The 17,450-nt window shown below is 53.9% G+C and carries 20 protein-coding genes; 6 read left to right on the top strand and 14 right to left on the bottom strand.

What is annotated here, in order from left to right; all coding sequences use genetic code 11:
- Positions 1–7: 7 nt before the first annotated feature.
- The 3 genes from MKX51_RS00100 to MKX51_RS00090 all read right to left on the bottom strand — a co-directional run bounded on the left by MKX51_RS00100 (position 8) and on the right by MKX51_RS00090 (position 1,885).
- Positions 8–592: a 50S ribosomal protein L25 gene (locus MKX51_RS00100; protein ID WP_340990774.1), complete on the bottom strand. Its 585-nt coding sequence runs from the start codon at positions 590–592 to the stop codon at positions 8–10.
- Between the two features lie 83 nt (positions 593–675).
- Positions 676–1,623, bottom strand: coding sequence for a DUF1861 family protein (locus MKX51_RS00095; RefSeq protein ID WP_340990773.1), 948 nt, complete (start codon positions 1,621–1,623; stop codon positions 676–678).
- Entirely contained in the window at positions 1,589–1,885 is a 297-nt protein-coding gene (locus tag MKX51_RS00090; RefSeq protein ID WP_211721882.1) for a helix-turn-helix domain-containing protein, read from the bottom strand. Before MKX51_RS00090 ends, MKX51_RS00095 begins: the two co-directional genes overlap by 35 nt.
- A gap of 201 nt (positions 1,886–2,086) precedes the next feature.
- Between MKX51_RS00090 and MKX51_RS00085 the strand changes: the two genes are divergently transcribed.
- Genes MKX51_RS00085 through MKX51_RS00075 form a run of 3 tightly spaced genes read left to right on the top strand, consistent with a single transcriptional unit; the run spans position 2,087 to position 5,449 of the window.
- A complete protein-coding gene (locus tag MKX51_RS00085; RefSeq protein ID WP_340990772.1) occupies positions 2,087–3,268 on the top strand; it encodes a glycosyltransferase family 4 protein in 1,182 nt (393 codons plus the stop codon).
- Positions 3,268–4,374 carry a glycosyltransferase gene (locus MKX51_RS00080; RefSeq protein ID WP_340945258.1) on the top strand — a complete coding sequence of 369 codons (1,107 nt, stop codon included), beginning with the start codon at positions 3,268–3,270 and terminating at the stop codon, positions 4,372–4,374. The genes MKX51_RS00085 and MKX51_RS00080 overlap by 1 nt, the downstream gene beginning before the upstream one ends.
- Positions 4,367–5,449, top strand: a complete 1,083-nt coding sequence (locus MKX51_RS00075; RefSeq protein ID WP_340990771.1) for a mannose-1-phosphate guanylyltransferase — start codon at positions 4,367–4,369, stop codon at positions 5,447–5,449. Before MKX51_RS00080 ends, MKX51_RS00075 begins: the two co-directional genes overlap by 8 nt.
- 140 nt (positions 5,450–5,589) lie before the next feature.
- Here the strand turns inward: MKX51_RS00075 and MKX51_RS00070 are convergent, their stop codons facing one another.
- The 9 genes from MKX51_RS00070 to MKX51_RS00030 form a co-directional block, all read right to left on the bottom strand.
- Entirely contained in the window at positions 5,590–5,826 is a 237-nt protein-coding gene (locus tag MKX51_RS00070; RefSeq protein WP_042231904.1) for a DUF6953 family protein, read from the bottom strand.
- Between the two features lie 90 nt (positions 5,827–5,916).
- Positions 5,917–6,693: an ABC transporter permease gene (locus tag MKX51_RS00065; RefSeq protein ID WP_340990770.1), complete on the bottom strand. Its 777-nt coding sequence runs from the start codon at positions 6,691–6,693 to the stop codon at positions 5,917–5,919.
- Positions 6,694–6,711: 18 nt separating this feature from the next.
- The gene (locus MKX51_RS00060; protein WP_340990769.1) at positions 6,712–7,500 is read right to left on the bottom strand and encodes an ABC transporter ATP-binding protein; all 789 of its coding nucleotides are present in this window, start codon (positions 7,498–7,500) and stop codon (positions 6,712–6,714) included.
- Positions 7,501–7,522: 22 nt separating this feature from the next.
- Positions 7,523–8,551, bottom strand: coding sequence for an ABC transporter substrate-binding protein (locus MKX51_RS00055; protein WP_340990768.1), 1,029 nt, complete (start codon positions 8,549–8,551; stop codon positions 7,523–7,525).
- Between the two features lie 47 nt (positions 8,552–8,598).
- Entirely contained in the window at positions 8,599–10,053 is a 1,455-nt protein-coding gene (locus MKX51_RS00050) for an aryl-sulfate sulfotransferase (RefSeq protein WP_340990767.1), read from the bottom strand.
- Positions 10,054–10,095: 42 nt separating this feature from the next.
- A complete protein-coding gene (locus MKX51_RS00045; protein ID WP_340990766.1) occupies positions 10,096–10,638 on the bottom strand; it encodes a MarR family winged helix-turn-helix transcriptional regulator in 543 nt (180 codons plus the stop codon).
- 283 nt (positions 10,639–10,921) lie between these two features.
- Positions 10,922–12,043 (bottom strand): TolB family protein, encoded by a 1,122-nt coding sequence (locus MKX51_RS00040; protein WP_340990765.1) that lies wholly within the window; start codon positions 12,041–12,043, stop codon positions 10,922–10,924.
- A 103-nt stretch (positions 12,044–12,146) separates the two neighbouring features.
- Complete coding sequence (locus MKX51_RS00035; RefSeq protein ID WP_340990764.1) at positions 12,147–13,619, bottom strand: sensor histidine kinase; 1,473 nt, start codon at positions 13,617–13,619, stop codon at positions 12,147–12,149.
- Positions 13,616–14,308: a response regulator transcription factor gene (locus MKX51_RS00030; RefSeq protein WP_340990763.1), complete on the bottom strand. Its 693-nt coding sequence runs from the start codon at positions 14,306–14,308 to the stop codon at positions 13,616–13,618. Before MKX51_RS00030 ends, MKX51_RS00035 begins: the two co-directional genes overlap by 4 nt.
- A 237-nt stretch (positions 14,309–14,545) precedes the next feature.
- Here MKX51_RS00030 and MKX51_RS00025 point away from each other — a divergent pair, with 237 nt between their 5' ends.
- Together MKX51_RS00025 and MKX51_RS00020 are read left to right on the top strand one after the other, a co-directional pair.
- Positions 14,546–14,956: a hypothetical protein gene (locus tag MKX51_RS00025; RefSeq protein WP_340990762.1), complete on the top strand. Its 411-nt coding sequence runs from the start codon at positions 14,546–14,548 to the stop codon at positions 14,954–14,956.
- Positions 14,957–15,064: 108 nt separating this feature from the next.
- On the top strand, positions 15,065–15,508 hold the full coding sequence (locus MKX51_RS00020) for an SMI1/KNR4 family protein (protein WP_340990761.1): 444 nt from the start codon (positions 15,065–15,067) through the stop codon (positions 15,506–15,508).
- 15 nt (positions 15,509–15,523) lie between these two features.
- Here the strand turns inward: MKX51_RS00020 and MKX51_RS00015 are convergent, their stop codons facing one another.
- Positions 15,524–16,213, bottom strand: coding sequence for an ArsR/SmtB family transcription factor (locus tag MKX51_RS00015; RefSeq protein ID WP_340945274.1), 690 nt, complete (start codon positions 16,211–16,213; stop codon positions 15,524–15,526).
- Between the two features lie 95 nt (positions 16,214–16,308).
- On the opposite strand from MKX51_RS00015, the gene MKX51_RS00010 reads away from it, so the two are divergent.
- The gene (locus tag MKX51_RS00010) at positions 16,309–16,929 is read left to right on the top strand and encodes a flavin reductase family protein (protein WP_340945276.1); all 621 of its coding nucleotides are present in this window, start codon (positions 16,309–16,311) and stop codon (positions 16,927–16,929) included.
- On the opposite strand, the gene MKX51_RS00005 is transcribed toward MKX51_RS00010, so the two are convergent.
- Positions 16,926–17,450: helix-turn-helix transcriptional regulator (locus MKX51_RS00005; RefSeq protein ID WP_340990760.1), on the bottom strand; the 525-nt coding region annotated here is incomplete at its 5' end. The genes MKX51_RS00010 and MKX51_RS00005 overlap by 4 nt on opposite strands.

Below are 17,450 nucleotides of genomic sequence, written 5' to 3'. Positions count from 1 at the left end.
TCTGTATTTAAGCCGGAGTAACTACTACCGGTTCTTCAACTTCTTCATGTACAGTCTTGATCTGAATCATGACAGTACTTGGATCGGTCAGCACTTCAATTCCATCCTTGAAGATCAGATCCGACACCAGTAATTGGTCGCCGATGGCCAGGCCGCTGATATCCACTTCCATGGAAGTAGGCAGATCGCCCGGCATACAGCGGACCTCTACTTCATAGATTTCCACCTGCAGTACGCCGCCTTCTTTGACGCCAACAGCTTCGCCTGCAAAATGAATGGTCACCTTGCTGTCCATGCTGATGCTCATGTTCACATGCTGAAAATCGATATGCAGCACTTTACCGGACATCGACTGCTTCTGAATGTGCTGAACCACTACCGGAAGGGTCGTTCCATCTGACAGCTTCGCCTGTAGAATTGCCCGCGGATTCGTTCTCAGCATCTCCAGCAGTTCCTTCTCGTTCACTTCAAGACTGAGTGTATCTTTACCAATCCCGTACAGTACAGCCGGGATGCGGCCCTGCTTTCTTGCCACATTCAGGTTGGACTTTGTTTCCGATGTACGATTGTTTAGTTGAATGAATATACCCATTGCTTGGTTCCCGCTCTCTTTGACCATAAATTCTTGTCAAACAAAGTGTACCATGACCATAGAATCTAGTCAAACCAGTAACATTACACTTCGTATTCGGCAAAAGGATCAGGAAGCTCAATTCTGTAGGCTTCTGCATCGCTGACGCCTACAGACAACACCGCCCGGCCGGCCGTCCCGCGTACCAGTCCGCCGCTGAAGATCACATCCTGCAGATCAGGCCGTTTACCCGGGCCGACCGGAAAATCGCTGCGGGCCGCAATGATTTTGACCGGAGTTGTCTCGAAGGTGTCCGGATTAAGCGAGAAGACCATAGCGTAATAATGCTTCTTCCCCAGAGGGTCGAAGCAGGCAATATGTCCAAGTACCCCCACATGGCCATTCTTAAGCAGATGGGCTTCATTGGCTCCGCCCCACTCTTCCGGCACGAACTGATGCTGCAGAATCTCCGCCTCCAGGAAGGTCTGTTCATGCAGCTCCTCCAGTGAATCAATAATGGTGAAGCCAATCTGTCCTCTGCCGCCCCGGTCTCCCTGCGGTCTGGTCAGTACGCCGATTCTGCCATCCTGAAGCTCAATCAGCCGGATATCCTTCATCAGCTCCGGACCGGAGGAGAAGTGATGCAGCGAGTCGATCCGGTATCCCCGGTAGAACTGGGTAACCCAGGAGACTATCTTGGGCGGCTTATCCCCAGCCGTAATCACCTCAACTCCGCCGACAATCAATTCTCCTTTGACGCGGGTTACGCAAGGGTCCTGCAGATTATAGGTATGGGTATGCGCACGAGGAACCCATACACCATTCTCGCCGGATGTAAAAAAGAAGACTTGAGAGAACTCGCTATCCCGTTCCTCAACTCTTCCCAAGATCACTTCCTCCCCGTCATGCAGAAACGGAGCCGTTATATTGTAGACATCACGCCCGCCCACACCGGAGAAGACTAGCTTCTCCACGTGCACGGTACGGAGATTGGCATAAAAGGTATTCAGTAGTTCATTACAGGTTGCTGTCTTCGCCGGGCTCCTTGTCATTGCCTTCCTCCTCATATTCATTTGTCTTATCTATGTCCCAGTCATTCTCATCGGATTCCATCCGGATCAATTCTCCGGGCTGAATATTGAAATACGTACACAGCTTCAGCAGCAGATCCCGGGGATACTGTACCATCTCGTCTTTGTACATCCGCCGGACGGAATCGAAATGGTAATTAATGTCCTTCGCTAGCTTGCGAATCGATAATTTCGGGTCATGCTTCTCCATAACCTCACTCAATTTACTGCGTATGACTGGCATCCATACACCTCCTACATCACTATATCCGGTGATTTCAAGGGAGTCAATAAATTGACAAGATTAAATGGTCATGTTATAGTTTGGGCAGGAAATGATTTGCAGAAACAAAATTTTATACCACTCATCTCCGGAAAATAAAGCCCGCTTTATTTTCTTTTTTTGTCCCCAAAAGTTCGATAATCAATAGGGAGGCTTTCTATTATGAACCACAGCAACCGCAATAAAAACATTGTTTTCCTGTCCACCAGCCTGCCTAGAGAATGCGGAATTGCTACCTTCACCCAGGATCTGCTGGATGAATTCACGAAGCTTCAGGGCTTCAACAAACCGCGCATCATCGCCATGAATAACAACGGGAACTACCGTTACACGGATCAGGTCATGCGGGAAATTAACCAACATCAGCTATCCGATTATATAGAATCAGCCAGAGACATCAACCAGTCAGATACCGATTTGCTAGTCATTCAGCATGAATTCGGCATCTATGGCGGAGAGAGCGGCGAATATCTGCTGCAGTTCACAGAAGAGCTTCAGGTCCCTTACGTGGTTATCTTCCACACTGTCTTAACCAAGCCTACTCCCAAGCAGCATGAGATCATCACCCGGCTCGCCGAAGGAAGCGTCAAGGTGGTGACCATGGCCCAGTCCACAGTAGAGGATCTGATCTCTGTCTATCATATTAATGCCGCCAAAATAGCTTTCATTCATCACGGCGTTCCGTTTGTCCAGACCTCCACACGTGCAGAGCTGAAGCTCCAGTACAAGTTAGGCGAACGCAAAATCCTGTCGACCTTTGGCTTCCTGAGTCCCGGCAAGGGCATTGAATATGCCATTGAGGCTATGAGCGGAGTAGTGAAGCAGCATCCGGACGCGCTATATATTATCTGGGGCAAGACCCATCCGGTCGTCAAACAGGAGATAGGTGAAGTATACCGTCAAAAGCTGACCGATCTGGTGCATGAATTAGACCTGGTCAATAATGTGCTGTTCGTCGACAAGCTGCTGACCCAGGAAGAGGTCATCGAGTCCCTGGTGATGTCCGATATTTATATGACTCCTTATCTGGGCAAGGATCAGGCCGTCAGCGGCACGCTTGCTTACGGCGTCGGATATGGCAGAGTGATTATCTCCACTCCTTACCGCTATGCCGAAGAGATGCTTGCCGGAGGCCGCGGCCTGCTGGCGAATTTCCGTGATTCGGCTTCCCTCGAAGCCTGTATTCTGGAGCTGCTGGATGATCCGGCCAAGGTTAAGGATATGGAGCAGCGTACACAGGAGCTTGGCAGTACGATGATGTGGAGTGAGGTTGCGAAGACCTACGCGGCCATCTTTCAGGATCTCCTAGCCCTCCGCGCCCCGGCTGACCGGAGTGTGATTTAATGCAGACACCTATAGCGTCACAGTTCAGAACTGACTATATGCGCCGGATCACCGATGATACAGGAATCTTTCAGCATACAAAGTTCGGCGTGCCCGACCGTGCCAAAGGCTACACCACCGATGACAATGCTCGGGCTTTAATCGCAGCTGTGCTGATGTACAAAAAGACTCAGGACAACGCCTCCCTCGACCTGATCCATACGTACCTCTCTTTCGTCCACCATGCACAGACTGAAGAAGGCAACTTCCGGAATTTCATGGACTATAACCGTTCCTTCCTGGAAGAGCGCGGCTCTGAGGATTGCCAGGGGCGTACCCTCTGGGCGCTGGGCTTCGTACTCGCCTATTCTTCCATTCTGCCGGATAACCTGCTGAATACCTGCCGCTATCTGATCAACCAGGCGCTGCCGCATATCGGCGGAATGCGCTCTCCCCGGGCCTTGGCCTATGCCGTTGTCGGACTTAGCTACCTGCTCAAAACTCCCGGAGCACGCACTTACTCCTTCCCTTATCCGCATACACCAAGCACAGAAGAAGAACAGGCCTTCCTGCCTGAAGCTATCGTTGGCGGGCTGATCGAATCGATCGCCGTCCGGCTGAATGACCAATACAATCTCACCAAGGGCGAAGGCTGGAATTGGTATGAAGACAGCCTTACGTACGGGAACTCGATGCTGCCCTGGGCGCTGCTTAAGGCTTACAAGATTTCCGGCAATCCGGCGCTGAGAATCACGGCTAAGGAAAGCCTCGATTTCCTGATCTCCCGGACCTTCGCGCCGGAAGGCTATTACAAGCCCATTGGCAGCCACGGCTGGCTGCTGCGGGGCGGCAAGCCTGCTCTCTATGACGAGCAGCCGATCGAAGCCTGCGAGATGCTGCTGGCCTGCCGGGAAGCTGCCACGGTGCTTAAGGACCCTGCTTATCTGCATCAGGCAGACTTATGCTATGCCTGGTATACGGGGAATAACTCCTTGCAGCTCAGCCTGATCGATCCCCAGACCGGGGCTTGCTACGACGGGATTCACAGCTCGGGACTGAACCTCAATCAGGGATCGGAGAGCATCATCTCGTTCTCGATTGCCCATCTGGTGACTCATCATGGATAAATACGCAACCATACTTGCAGGCGGTGGCGGCACCCGCTTCTGGCCGCTGTCCAGACAGGAAATCCCCAAGCAGCTGCTGAACATCAGCGGCAACGATATTATGCTGAACGATACCATCGAACGCTTCAAGGGCATCATCCCGCAGGAGAATACCGTTATTGTAACGAACCGCACCCAGGCGGTCCTGCTGGAGAGCATTATGCACAGTAGCGTGCAGAAGAGCAATATTCTGATCGAGCCTGTGGCTAGGAATACTTCAGCAAGCATCTTGTTCGCCGCCTTCTCCATCCAGCAGATGAGTGAAGGGGATTCCTTAATGGTGGTCCTGCCTTCCGACCACTATATTACCGATGAGCCGCAGTTCCGGCTTACGCTGGACGAAGCCTGCACTGTCGCGATGGAGAGTGATGCCATTGTCACGATCGGGATCAAACCGACCTTCCCGTCCACCGGCTACGGCTACATCGCTTATGACAAAGAGCCCATCGCAGTCAAGCCGGTTGCCGTATACGATGTAGCTGAATTCGTGGAGAAGCCGGATTTCAAGAAGGCACAGGGGTATCTGGCCTCAGGCAATTATCTCTGGAACAGCGGGATTTTCATCTGGAAGACCTCGGTCATTATTGATAACTTCAAGCGCTATCTGCCGCGGCTATACAATACGATGCTGCCGATCCGCGATGCACTCGGTACAGATCAGGAGCAGGAGACCCTTAACCGGATCTATCCGCTGCTGCAGAACATCTCGATTGACTACGGCATTCTCGAGCGTTCCGACGAGGTAGTGGTCCTGTCCGGCCAGTTCGGCTGGAATGACATCGGCAGCTGGGACGCACTCGGGGCCATCTTCCCGCCTGACGATGAAGGCAACATTATCAAAGCGAATCATGTCGGCATCGACACCCGCAATTCCATCATCTACGGCAACGGGAGGCTGATTACCACTATCGGCGTAGACGGCTTCATCATCGCTGACACGGGGGATGCAGTCATGATCTGTCCCAAGGATAAAGCACAGTCGGTCAAAGACATTGTGGATCTGCTGAAGGAAAAGGGAATGCTGGAGTACGTATAAGATTTGTTGCCTCTACAATGAAGAACTCTTATTAAGTGCTGCAGACATAAATATTGTACGTCTTTGCATACAAAAGGGAGCGCCGCTGTTATCAGCAACGCTCCCTTTGTTATGTTCAGGTCTTATTGTGAGCTCAGCCCTTAGGTCCAGGCCCACAAGAATCCGTCGCGATCCCAGGCAATCCGGCCGCCATGCAGCTTGCGGAAGGCCTTCTTCACTTCCTTGGATAACGAGGCATTGCCGTTCTCATTTACGAATACAAATTCCTCACCGAAATTTGCTTTCACGTATTCAATCGCAGCGGTCTGGTGTAACGTCCCTGTGAACTTGATCTCCTTCACCATCCACTCCGCTACTTCCTGTGCGGTTACTTCCATTGGGGGTACTGCTCCTTCCTGTTGATCCTGCTTGCACATTCCCCCATTATACCACGAATCCCGCTGCTTCTAACCGTCCGATCTGTTCCTTTATCTTCTGTGCGCACCCACACTGACCACACCATAGCGGTAGAGCACCTTCCGGCCGAACCAGCCGAAGGCCCGGTCTGTGAAGAAGCCCATGAAGCCGAGGCTAATCAGCCCTACGAAGATCCAGTCGGTGCGGAAGAACAGCCGCGAATTCCAGATCAGGTAGCCTACCCCTTCGTTCGAGGCAATCATCTCCGCGCCGATAATCGCCATATAGGAGGTGCCCATTGCCAGCCGTACACCGGTGAAAATATACGGAATCGTCGAGGGTACAATGACATGCAGCAGAATCTGCCACTCACTGGCCCCCATGCTGCGTGCGGAGCGGATCTTGTCCTCCTCCACCGACATAACCCCGGTCAGGGTGTTCAATACCACAATGAAGAAGGTGGCGTACATAATCAGCGCGATCTTCGACTGCTCCCCGATGCCGAACCAGACCAGGAAGAGTGTAATGAAGGCAATCGGCGGAATGAAGCGGATGAAGTTCAGGAACGGCTCAGCGAACAGGCGGACTACATTCACCTTGCCAGTGATCAGTCCTGCCGGAATAGCCAGCAGACTGCCGAGCACCCAGCCGATCAGCACGCGGTACAAGCTGACCCCGATATATTGCACCAGCGTCCCGTCCTCCACCAGCTCACGCCCGCCCCGGACCGTGGCCCACGGCCCGGGAATGACATCCGGACCATACACCCAGGCGCCAAGCTGCCAGAGGAGCAGTACGGCAAGCCACAGCAGGGATACGGATACCCATTTCTTTTCCACCCATCTCATCAGGTGTCACCTCCCTTCCTATTCTTCAAAATGGCTCTGAATCCGGCTATACAGCGAGTAGAATTCAGGTGAAGCCACATCCCGCGGGAAGGGCAGCGTATTGTCGTAGATGTCCGTGATATTGGAGGAGGGCCCTACCGACATAATGCCGATGCGCTCCCCCAGCAGCAGCGCTTCCTGAATATCATGGGTCACGAAGATCACTGTCTTATGCGTCTCCCGCCAGATCTGCACCAGCTCCTTCTGCATCGTCCGCCGGGTCATCGCATCCAGCGCGCCAAACGGCTCATCCATCAGCAGGATCGCCGGATCATTCGCCAGCACCCGGGCCAGCTGTACCCGCTGCTTCATCCCGCCCGACAGCGCCTTCGGGAATTTATCCTCATGACCGTTCAGCCCGACAAGCTTGATATACCGGCTAGATAAGCTCCGGCGTTCTGCCTTGGCCACCTTCTTCATCCGCAGTCCGAATTCTACATTCTCCCGCACAGTCAGCCAGGGGAACAGTGACGAATCGGCTTGCTGGAACACCACCGCCCGGTCCCGGCCCGGCTTATCCACCTCAATGTTGTCTACCCGCAAATGTCCGCCCGATTTGGAGACGAACCCCGCGATCATATTCAGCAGCGTCGATTTGCCGCAACCGCTTGGGCCAAGCAGCACAAAAAATTCTCCGCCCTTGATCACCAGATCTACATCCTTGATAATGTAGTGGACATCTCCGGCTGCCGGTTCACTGTAGCTCTTGCGCAGCTGCTCGATATGAATAGCATGCTGCCTTGCCGCTGGTTTAGCAGATAACGACATAGGGCACCTCCTGTGGTTTCATTTATTTCGGATAGGTCACTTTATCCGGCAGCGCCTGCTTCAGCGGCTCCAGCTTAAGCTTGCTGTCAAGGTCAAAGTCCTGCGTGATAATCCCTGTATCCACCATATATTTCTTCTGTCCGGCAAGGCTGTCATATGCAGCCTGGGTGAAGCCCACCTTCCACGGATTCGCCGGCAGGTCCTTCAATGTCGCCTCCTTCGGCTGCTTCACTTCCTTGAACATCAGCTCAGCCACCTCCTCCGGATGCTCCTGTACATACGCCGAGGCTTCATCCACCGCTGCCAGGAAGGCTCCAATGCCTTCACCATGCTCCTCTACAAAAGCATCTGCGGCTACGATTCCCATCCCCAGCCGCACCGGAGTCTTGGACATATCGGTCAGCTCATGCACGCCCTCAAGCGCAACCAGCTTATCGGTCAGCGCTGAACCGCTGAACCAGGCGGCATCGACATCCCCCTGCTTCAGGGCAATGAAGGCTTCGTCGAAGGCCCCCTGTCCTGTAAGCTTCACATCGCTAAGCGCGATGCTCTGCTCCTTCAGGTATTCATCCCACAGATACGGCAGGAACGTCCCGCGCAGGAAGCTCAGATTCTTGCCCTTCAAGTCAGCGGCAGACTGAATGTCGTCCCTGACGTACAGCTTCCACACTGCCGCTGCCTGATCCGTGGCCTGACCGGCGGAAGCGATGATCGAATAGTCGCCCTTGGCAACGGCGTTCAGCACCGGAAAGTCCGCGCCGAAGGCCGCATCCACCTGCTTGATGAACAGCGCATTCACTCCCTCCGCCGGCGTCCCGAAGTTGATGATCTCCGCATCGATGCCGTGGCTTTTGAAAATGCCTTGCTTAAGGGCTACCCGGAAGGTCGGATTCGTGTTGATATCGGCAATCCTGATCTTTAGGGTCTCCGGTGTACCGCTGCCCCCTCCCGCCGAGGCTGCCGCATCTCCCTTGGAGCTGCAGCCGGAGAGCACCAGTACCAGCGATAAGGATAAGAGCAGAAGGCTTGAGCTGTACCATGATTTTGTCACAAGAACGCACCTCTTCGTCTATGAATTTCTGAAGCCTGCCTGAGTCTCTACCTGGTCCCCCGGACGCTGCCTTCATCCGTAGTGGCTACACAGGCTGCCCCCTCTGTAAAAGGAAGCGTCGTCGCCACCTGCACGACCGAATCCGATCCCTTCGGCGCGGCTCCCGGCACCCGGAAGCTGGACACGTCGAGCGGCTCAATCGCAAGCTCCTCCGGCTTCGTAAGCTGCGGCACCCAAGCATAGGGTACCCGGTAAGAACGGTAGACCATATTCGTATTGCGGCGGTCGGTGTACGGGGAGATATACTCCCAGACCAGTTCATGCTCTGCTGTGACCTCGAACAGCCGTCCGTTGGAGCCTTCGGTGATCAGCGTGTTGCCGTTCGCAAGCCGCTGCGTGGAGCTGATATACGGGCTGTAGAACTTATAGGAATCCGTCGGAATGGAGAATCCGGCCTCCGCCGAAGTATACTGCCACTCAATCTCCAGCGTCACCGGGTTAATCTCCAGTACACGCGAGTGATCACGCAGCGCATTCTTCTGCCCGAAGGGCGATGCCGGATTAGGCAGTCCGTAACCGCCCCAGCCGCCGTTATCGAATACAAGCAGATTGCCTTCCCCCGGCAGCCCCTTCGGAATGATGTGGGCATGATGCTGGCCGATAATCCAGCCGATATGCTTCACTTCGGGCAGGGAATAATCCGGGCCCAAGCGCCAGACAATGGCCCCGCTGCGCTTATCCGTGATCGCGATGATATTCGCCTCACGGGCATCCCAGATAATATTGTCCGGGTGAAAACGCTCGTCTCCCTGATCATAGAACCGGTTCGGCCCTACATAGGACGCAGAGTTAATATGCAGCCAGTCGCCTACGCCGCCGCCCAGATCGCCGAAGGAGCGGGTGTTGGGGTCGCGGAACAGGACATTTCGCGCCGCCTGGTCGAATCCCAGCTCCGCGAAATGATCGCTAGCCGCCCACTCCCAGAGGACATTACCTTCCCAGTCCACTTCAATAATCGTGTCATCCAGCAGCTCCTTGTCGGAAATCTCGGAGTTATGCAGATTTTTATGCGCCAGGATGAGCGTTGTCCCGCTGTTAACCGAAGGTTCAAGCCCGGGAGCATAGTATCCGGCAGGATTGCCTTCCCGCTGGTAATCATGGTGCTGGCGGGCATACCAGAGCGGCTCGGCCCCAGGGTCCTCGATCAGCTCATAGCTGTTGTATCTCCAGACCACATTGCCTTCCCAATCCACCTGCACCAGATCGACATTATCCTGAATGCCGAATTTGGGGTCTCTTCGGCCGGTGCTGCCCAGGACATAGCCGCCGGGAAGGATTTTGGCCGGAAAACCGATTAGCCCTTGCCATAGATGTACCTCCTTGCCGCTCATGTCGATCAGCACTACGCCCTCATCGCCCGCCTGAAATACCGTGTAGCCGCTCCATGCCTTGGCCGGGTTATATATGGTAGCCCCTGTTGGATATATTGTGGAATGTCCCATGCTCATCTCTCCTCATCATTAGGTTAGTATCCTCTTCATTCCTCAGTAGCTGAGATAATTGCTCTTCGTAACTGCTCGCGGCTTCTGTTCAGGCTCTGCGGGAACGGGATTGGCAGCATTCTGCTGGGCCAGCTCAAGCAGCGTCTCCGAGAACCCTTCCAGATTCCCGATCATCCGCTCATAGAAACAGCTCTGCTGCTCCAGCTCTTCCTCCGTAAAGCCCTCGAACAGAAGCGTAATACACCTGGCACCGATGTTGCCGTTACGCTTCACCATCTCCCGGCCGCTGGCGGTAATATCCAGCAGCACGGTCCGGCGGTCATCTTCCTTACGCCTGCGTACCGTATATCCGCCCGCCTCCAGCTTGTCACTCAGCGCCGTTATGGCGCCTGAGGTGAAATCAAGCTGCTCCGCCAGATCGCCGAGCCGCTGCTCTCCGTCGCGGATGATTTTGTGCAGAATCAGCATTCCCGGCAAGGCCACCCCTTCCACGCTTACCCGGTCGCGCTCCTTGACGAACCTGCGTACCAGCTTACGGAACAGATGATCCGCCTGCTCCAGTTGCTCCCACTGTCTATCCTCCATGCCCTCTCTCCTCCACGGGACGCAAATAGGCCCCCGGTCCATTCCCTGTTCGGGAACTGTAACGGGAGCCTTTGGTGGTCCAATCAGCTCAAATCTCAGGTATGATGTTCACAGCGATTATTTCACTGTTCATTTAATTAGCGGTGAACGATTGCTGTTATCATATACCCCTTTAAACCAACCTGTCAAGTATGAATTATAAACTCACCTAAAAGCAAGGCTGTCCGGGTAGCCGTCATGCGGCTGATCCCGGGCAGCCTTTTGCTTTTGGCGTAGAAAAGCGTTACGACAGGCTAACCACATAGGTCAGAAACTGATAAATATTATCCTTCAGAACCGTAGCTGTGGCCAGCAGCTTCTTACCGGACGGACTCCAGTGGAGAGGATCAGCCAGATGAAAATCATTCAGCACAGGCGTCTGCTCTCCGGTCTCCACCTCCGTAATGAACAGGTCCTGCTGGTCATCCGTCGCACCCGCCGCCGTCACTGCATAAGCCAGCAGCTTGCCGTCCGGCGACCAGCTGGTGCCGAAGATCTGCTGCCCCGAAGCTAGCTTAGACTGCTCATTGCCTTCGCTGTCGCAGAGCTGCAGAGTCATCTCTCCGCGTCCGACACGCTCGACAATCGCCATCTGACTTCCGTCCGGGGAGGGAACCGCCCAGATCACATTTTTACGCAGCACCTTGGTCTGCTTCGTCACCGTGTCATAGGCGTTAAGCTGGCTGTCTTCACCTGTAACATAGAGAATCCGGCTGCCGGTCTGAACCACCTCATGCACATAAGGGATGCCCGTCTTCACGAGGGTCTCCTGCTTGCCGGTCACATCTGTGCTTAGAATATTGCCTTCCATATCGGGAAAAATCACATGCGTGTCATCCGCCCATTTCCCTTCCTCCACCCGAAACTCCGCATCGCTTACCTTCACCGGGGCGCCCCCGGACAGATCCATAATATAACCGAAGCCTGTGATGTCATACAGCTCCTTGAAGAATACATGCGTCTTGTCCGGAGATAGCTGCGGCGCGCCATAATTCAGCTCCCCCGTCTGCAGCGGAGCTTCCTCACCTGTGGACAGGGTATGCAGATAGAGATTCAGCGGATACCGTTCCTGCCCTTCAATCACCTGCGAGGGAAGACTGCGGTTCTCCTTGGTCACTACCATGACATCCTCGCCGGCAAAATCCGTCCCCCGCACACCCTCCACCTTCTGTATGCCCGCAAGCTTCAGCTTCGTATAGACCGGTTCGCTGACATTGTCGAGGACTGTAATTTTGCGGCCTGCCTTCTCTACAACCTCACGTGCGTCTGTGTTCTCAGTACTACAGGCAGTAACCGATAGCAGAACAGCTCCGCAGAGCAGAATGCTCCAGATCTTGCCCCAGGCTCTATGGCTCTTATGATTCATTCAGGCTTCCCTCCAGCTCATCGCTCATGTTGCCTCTTCAGCTTACCGGACGCTTATTTCCAAACCGCATCGCAAATATATCTAACTTGTAAACATTATCCCTTCAGGTCACCAGCGGAAAAGACAGCTCAAATGCTGCCCCTTCGCCTGAGCCTTCCAGCAGAACAATGGTGCCGCCCTGCTTCTCCACCAGATTACGGACCAGCGAGAGTCCAAGCCCTGTGCCGCCTGACGCTCTGGAACGGTCACGGTTGACCGTATAGAACGCTTCGAAGATCTTCTCCCGGGACGCCTCTGGAATGCCAATGCCGGAATCCTGCACAGTAATCCATACCCGCTGCTCCCTGACCTCGCTGTGCAGATGGATACTCCCCTGCGGGACATTATATTTGATCGCATTGTCCAGCAGATTGATGAAGATATGCATGAAGCTCTCCCGGTCGATCCAGATATGCGCAGGCTGGGCGTCAAGCGTGACTGTCAGGCCGTAGCGCTCCGCCTTGCCTTTCATCCGTCCGCAGATATCGATGAGGGTACTCTCAACCTCCAGCAGCTCTGCCTGGGATTCAAAATCATACTTCTCCAGCGCCGTCAATTGCAGCACCTTCTCCACCATCTCGTACAGCCGCTCTGTTTCCTTGGCAATACTCAGCTTGGCATCATGCAGCAGCTTGGGGTCATCGTCATACATATTCAGCAGATCGACATACGCCTTAATCGAGGTCAGCGGCGTCTTGAATTCATGGCTGATGTTCCCGATATACTGCTTCTGCTGCTGCTCCAGCGCCTGAAGCTTCTCCACGGCCAGCTGGAGCTTGCGCCGTTCTTCATCCTTGGCGGCAATGCTGCGCTCGATCTCCCGGCTCATGAAGTAGATGCCCTCGGCCAGCTCCCCCAGCTCATCCTTGCGCCGCACCGGCGGAGCTGTGATATAGTCGGCACCGCGGATATCCTCCGCCGCCTTCTTCAGCCGCCCGATAGCGGCAGCCGCACGGTTGAAATACAGATACCCGAGGATGAAGCTGAATACCAGTACCGCGCCGCCTGTGGTCAGGAACAGATTCAGCAGCGTCTGCTGGAAGCTGCGGGCACCCTCCAGGGAGTACTGCAGCTGCACCACGCCCATCTGCCCCTCCGGTCCCTGCAGCGGGGCCAGGTAGAACAGCTTGTCGCCTTCACTCTGGTAGGCGACCTTGTTATTCAGCGCATAGTCCAGCGCCGTACTGAGATCCGGCTTGCCCGGCCCAAGCCTCGGCTCGCCTTGCGCCGAGGTGCCCGCCTGCTGGCCCTGGCTGTCGTACAGGGTCACCTCCAGGCCGGTGAATCCGGCCAGCTCGGCAGCCAGCGCCTTGCCGCGCTGCTGCATGAAGACCTGCGGCGTAAGGCGCGCACCGGTATAGTATGTCTGCTTCACGCGCAGATTGACCGTGTTGACATGCTGGGCCAGACTGCGTTCCGTCTGGCCCTGCTCATTGCGCTCCACGCCGCGCAGGACGAAGTAGCTTAGCACGCCGACAGCCAGAATCAGCAGCACCGCCAGGAACAGGCTGAACTTCAGCTTGATGCTGATTCTCATGAGTAGCTCCCCGCAGGCACTGCCTTATAACCTACACCATAGACGGTTTGCAGGATATTCTGGTAGGGCTCGCCCAGCTTTTTGCGCAGCCGCTGGATATGAATGTCTACGGTACGCGTTCCCCCGGCATAGTCCATATCCCAGACCTGCTCCAGCAGCTCCTCCCGCATATACACCCGCTGCGGGTGCGAGAGCAGCAGATGCAGCAGATCGAATTCCTTCGGGGTCAGCTCCAGCGGCTCCCCGCCAAGCTCGGCGCTGCGCCGGTCCGGATGAACCTGCAAGAGGCCGTATTCGATCAGCTCATTGCGGAGCTCGGCCGTATTCTTCTCCAGCCGGCGCAGCAGCGCCTTCACCCGGGCCAGCAGCTCGCGGATCTCGAAAGGCTTAGTCATATAATCGTCTGCACCCAGCTCCAGACCGACAATTTTATCCACAATATCATTCTTGACAGTGAGCAGAATGATTCCAATATCATCCCGGTCCTCCAGCTTGCGGCAGACATCATAACCGCTCAGCTTCGGCATCATTACATCCAGCACCAGCACATTCGGACGGAAGGTATTCGCCTTGCTTAGCGCTTCCTCCCCGTCACCGGCAGTATCGACCTCATAGCCTTCACGCCGCAGCGCGTAGGCAATCGCACTTACAATGGCCGGTTCGTCATCGACGACCAGTATTTTTTTCATAGACGGTTCATCCTTCCGCTCTCGCTTGTTCGGTTCGGCAATGCCCTTCAAGAATAACGCAGATGAAGAAGCCGGAGCAAGGAACCGGCAGCTGGAAGTAAAGTTTAGGTTATCTTTAAGAAGACTTAAGCTTCATTTCAGTATTGTTGGGTAAACTGTATTTAGCTGAACTTCGCTAGCCGCCGTAAATGATGAACCTTGACCCATATAACCAACCACGAAAAGAGGATTATACACATGAATATAAAACATATGAATATTAAGCGTGTAATGATTGTAGGAACCATGATTGTAGCCATGTCGTTCGGAGGAACGGCTTGGGGTAAGCCGGCCTTACATACCCTACCTGTCGCCAAATGGTCCACCTCTGATGTGGCCGATACCGATGAGCTGCTGGACGCCCTGAACCTGAACTCCACCTCTGAAGAAGAGCTATACGACGCCTTGTATGAAGGCAAATCCCTGCGGAACATCGCAGAAGAGAATGGCGGCAACGTGACTCAGGTCATCAACCTCCAGGTCAAGCAGCTGACCCAGCAGCTCGAAGCGAGACTCGCCAGCGGCAGCATCACCCCGCAGCAGTTCAACGCACAGAAGGCCGAGCTCAGGGAGATTGTGGCGCAGAGTGTCGAAACTTCGTTTGGGTGAGTGAAGTATTTGAAATAGCGAATATCCACAAGAGCGGCACCCGGGCTATTGACTCGGGTGCCGCTCTTGTTATGATGAATAGATATTCTTAAAAGAGGAGGACTAGCTATGAATGATGCGCTAATGGAACGTTTGCAGCTTTTTTTAACCAAAGAGGGGAATCAGAGTCTGCTCGGTACACCGGCAACAGAGGAACAAATCGCTGAGGCAGAGAAGCAACTGGGTCTGTCGCTGGATCAGGATTATGTTCAATTCATCCGAAGCTTTGGCGGCGCCTATGCCGGATTATCCGTACACGCCTTCAGCAACGGTTCCTCCATCGGACGGGAGAGTGTGACTGAGTTAACGTTGTCCTTCCGCGAGGATTACAAGGATACCCCTATGAGCGGGCTGCTTGCACGAAGTGCAGTCTTTTCCATGGACGGCTCGGGCAACCCAATCCTGCTTGACCCCGAAGGCCGCGTGCTGCTCATCGACCATGATAACGGGGACTGCGAGGTGATCGCGAAATCATTCGCTGCGCTGATTGAAGAGAATTTTATGGAGTGGTAGCTTCATTCCTTGCACCTAATTCAAATCCAACGAGAATACCTCTTCAAAACCCGCCTTCCCCTCATCGGTGACTTGTACCGCACGTGTACCAGGCAGACGCCGGACCCAGTCCAGCTCCAAGACTCTCTCCAGCAGGGCATTTCCCAGGGCTCCGGCCAGGTGGTGGCGGCGTTCGCTCCAATCCAGGCATTGATGTGAGAATAGACGGCGTTTCGTTGCAGCTTCATTCAAATCAACGCCAAAATCGGCAAAAAATCGCTCCCCACGCTCCGTCACCGTGTACCTGTCCTCTTCTTCAAGTAAAATACCGCTGCTTAGCAATGCATCAGTTAGTTGCACCCCCACATTCCCGGCGAGATGGTCATAACATGTTCTGGCATAACGCAACGCCTTGTCCTGCGAGGATTGCCTTAAAGACTTAACTGTCACGGGCGGAGCAATAGACAATAAGGATTCCATCACCCGCGCAACCTCTTGATCTCCAATCGCAAAGTAACGATGTCTCCCTTGTTTCAGAGCGGTAACCACGTTAGCATCGATCATTTTCGCTAAATGAAAGCTTGCCGTTTGAGGCTTGATTCTAGCCATATATGCTAACTCGCTCGCCGAATGGAACCTTCCATCCAGTAAAACAGTTAATATTGCCGCCCGTGAAGCTTCACTCACTAGAGCTGCGATTATAGCAACATTCGGATTTGCCTGCATCCTAACCCTCCTTTATGCATTCCATACTTCGATGAGTGTTGAATTATTTATATTATACACTGAAGTAGAATCTACAATAGGGGAGGAGAAATACAATGGACCATACGAAGCAAATGATGAACACTGAAACGATACAACCCAAGATTTTATATTATGGAACCTCTGTCATCTTACTGAACACCTTGAATGAGGATGATACCGTAAATATCAGTCCTATTTCATCCTCCTGGGCCTTGGGAGACTGTATAGTACTAGGGGTTGGTCTTGGAGGAAAAGCCATCGAGAACCTGGAACGGCTCCCCGAATGCGTCATTAACATCCCCGGTCCATCGCTGTGGGAGAATGTGGAGCAGCTTGCTCCCTATACGGGCAAGAATCCAGTCCCTGATTACAAGCAACAACATGGCTACTCCTATCAAAAGGATAAATATGCTGCCAGCGGACTCACACCCGTGGCGTCCAAAACAGTTAAGCCTTCCCGAATTATGGAGTGCCCGTTACAAATTGAAGCAAGCATACAAAATATTCGCATACCCGATCATTCGCCTGCCTTTGCAATCATTGAGGCGCAAGCTGTTCATGTACATGCCCATCAGGATATTATTATCGATGACAATCATATCGATCCTCTGAAATGGAGTCCGCTCATCTACAATTTCCGCCATTATTTTGGTCTGGGTCATCAGCTCGGCAAAACCTACCGGGCAGAAACCTAACCCTTACGGTTGGTGTCCCATGCTCCCATAGAGCAGAACTCGACCTTAAGGCTGGATGTGCCTGTAATATCTTCGAGAATCGGTACAATCAAAGTGGAATAGCGCTGATATAACCATTCTGCAGCAAAACGGCTCGGACTGTAGACGCAGTAAGTCTCCCCCAGTTGCTTCCCCTTCGTGCCCTTGAACCAGGTGTTGAAGCTGGGCGGCGAGATGCGGTCTTGGATACGCTCCAAAGCCTCAGTCCAGATCTCATCCGGCAGCCCGATGGGAGGGCTTACAATTGTCTCAGAAGCTGAACCGCCGCTAACGCTCTCTCCTAACAGAAGCTCCTCCACCGACTTCCCGAAGACCTGTCCAAGCTTCAGCAACACCCCGATATCAGGCAGGCAGTCACCCTGCTCCCACTTGGAAACCGCCTGATGGCTTACGCCAAGTAAGCTGGACAGCTCTGTCTGGGTCAGGGATAGCCCCTTCCTTAAGTTCAATATATTCTGCCCGGCTTTATTATTATCTATCAA

It is taken from the genome of Paenibacillus sp. FSL M7-0420 (assembly GCF_038002345.1).
In the GTDB taxonomy this organism is placed as follows: Bacteria; Bacillota; Bacilli; order Paenibacillales; family Paenibacillaceae; genus Paenibacillus_AQ.
The sequence above is the reverse complement of the archived record's forward strand: the minus strand, read 5'-3'. Positions and strand labels throughout refer to the sequence as shown.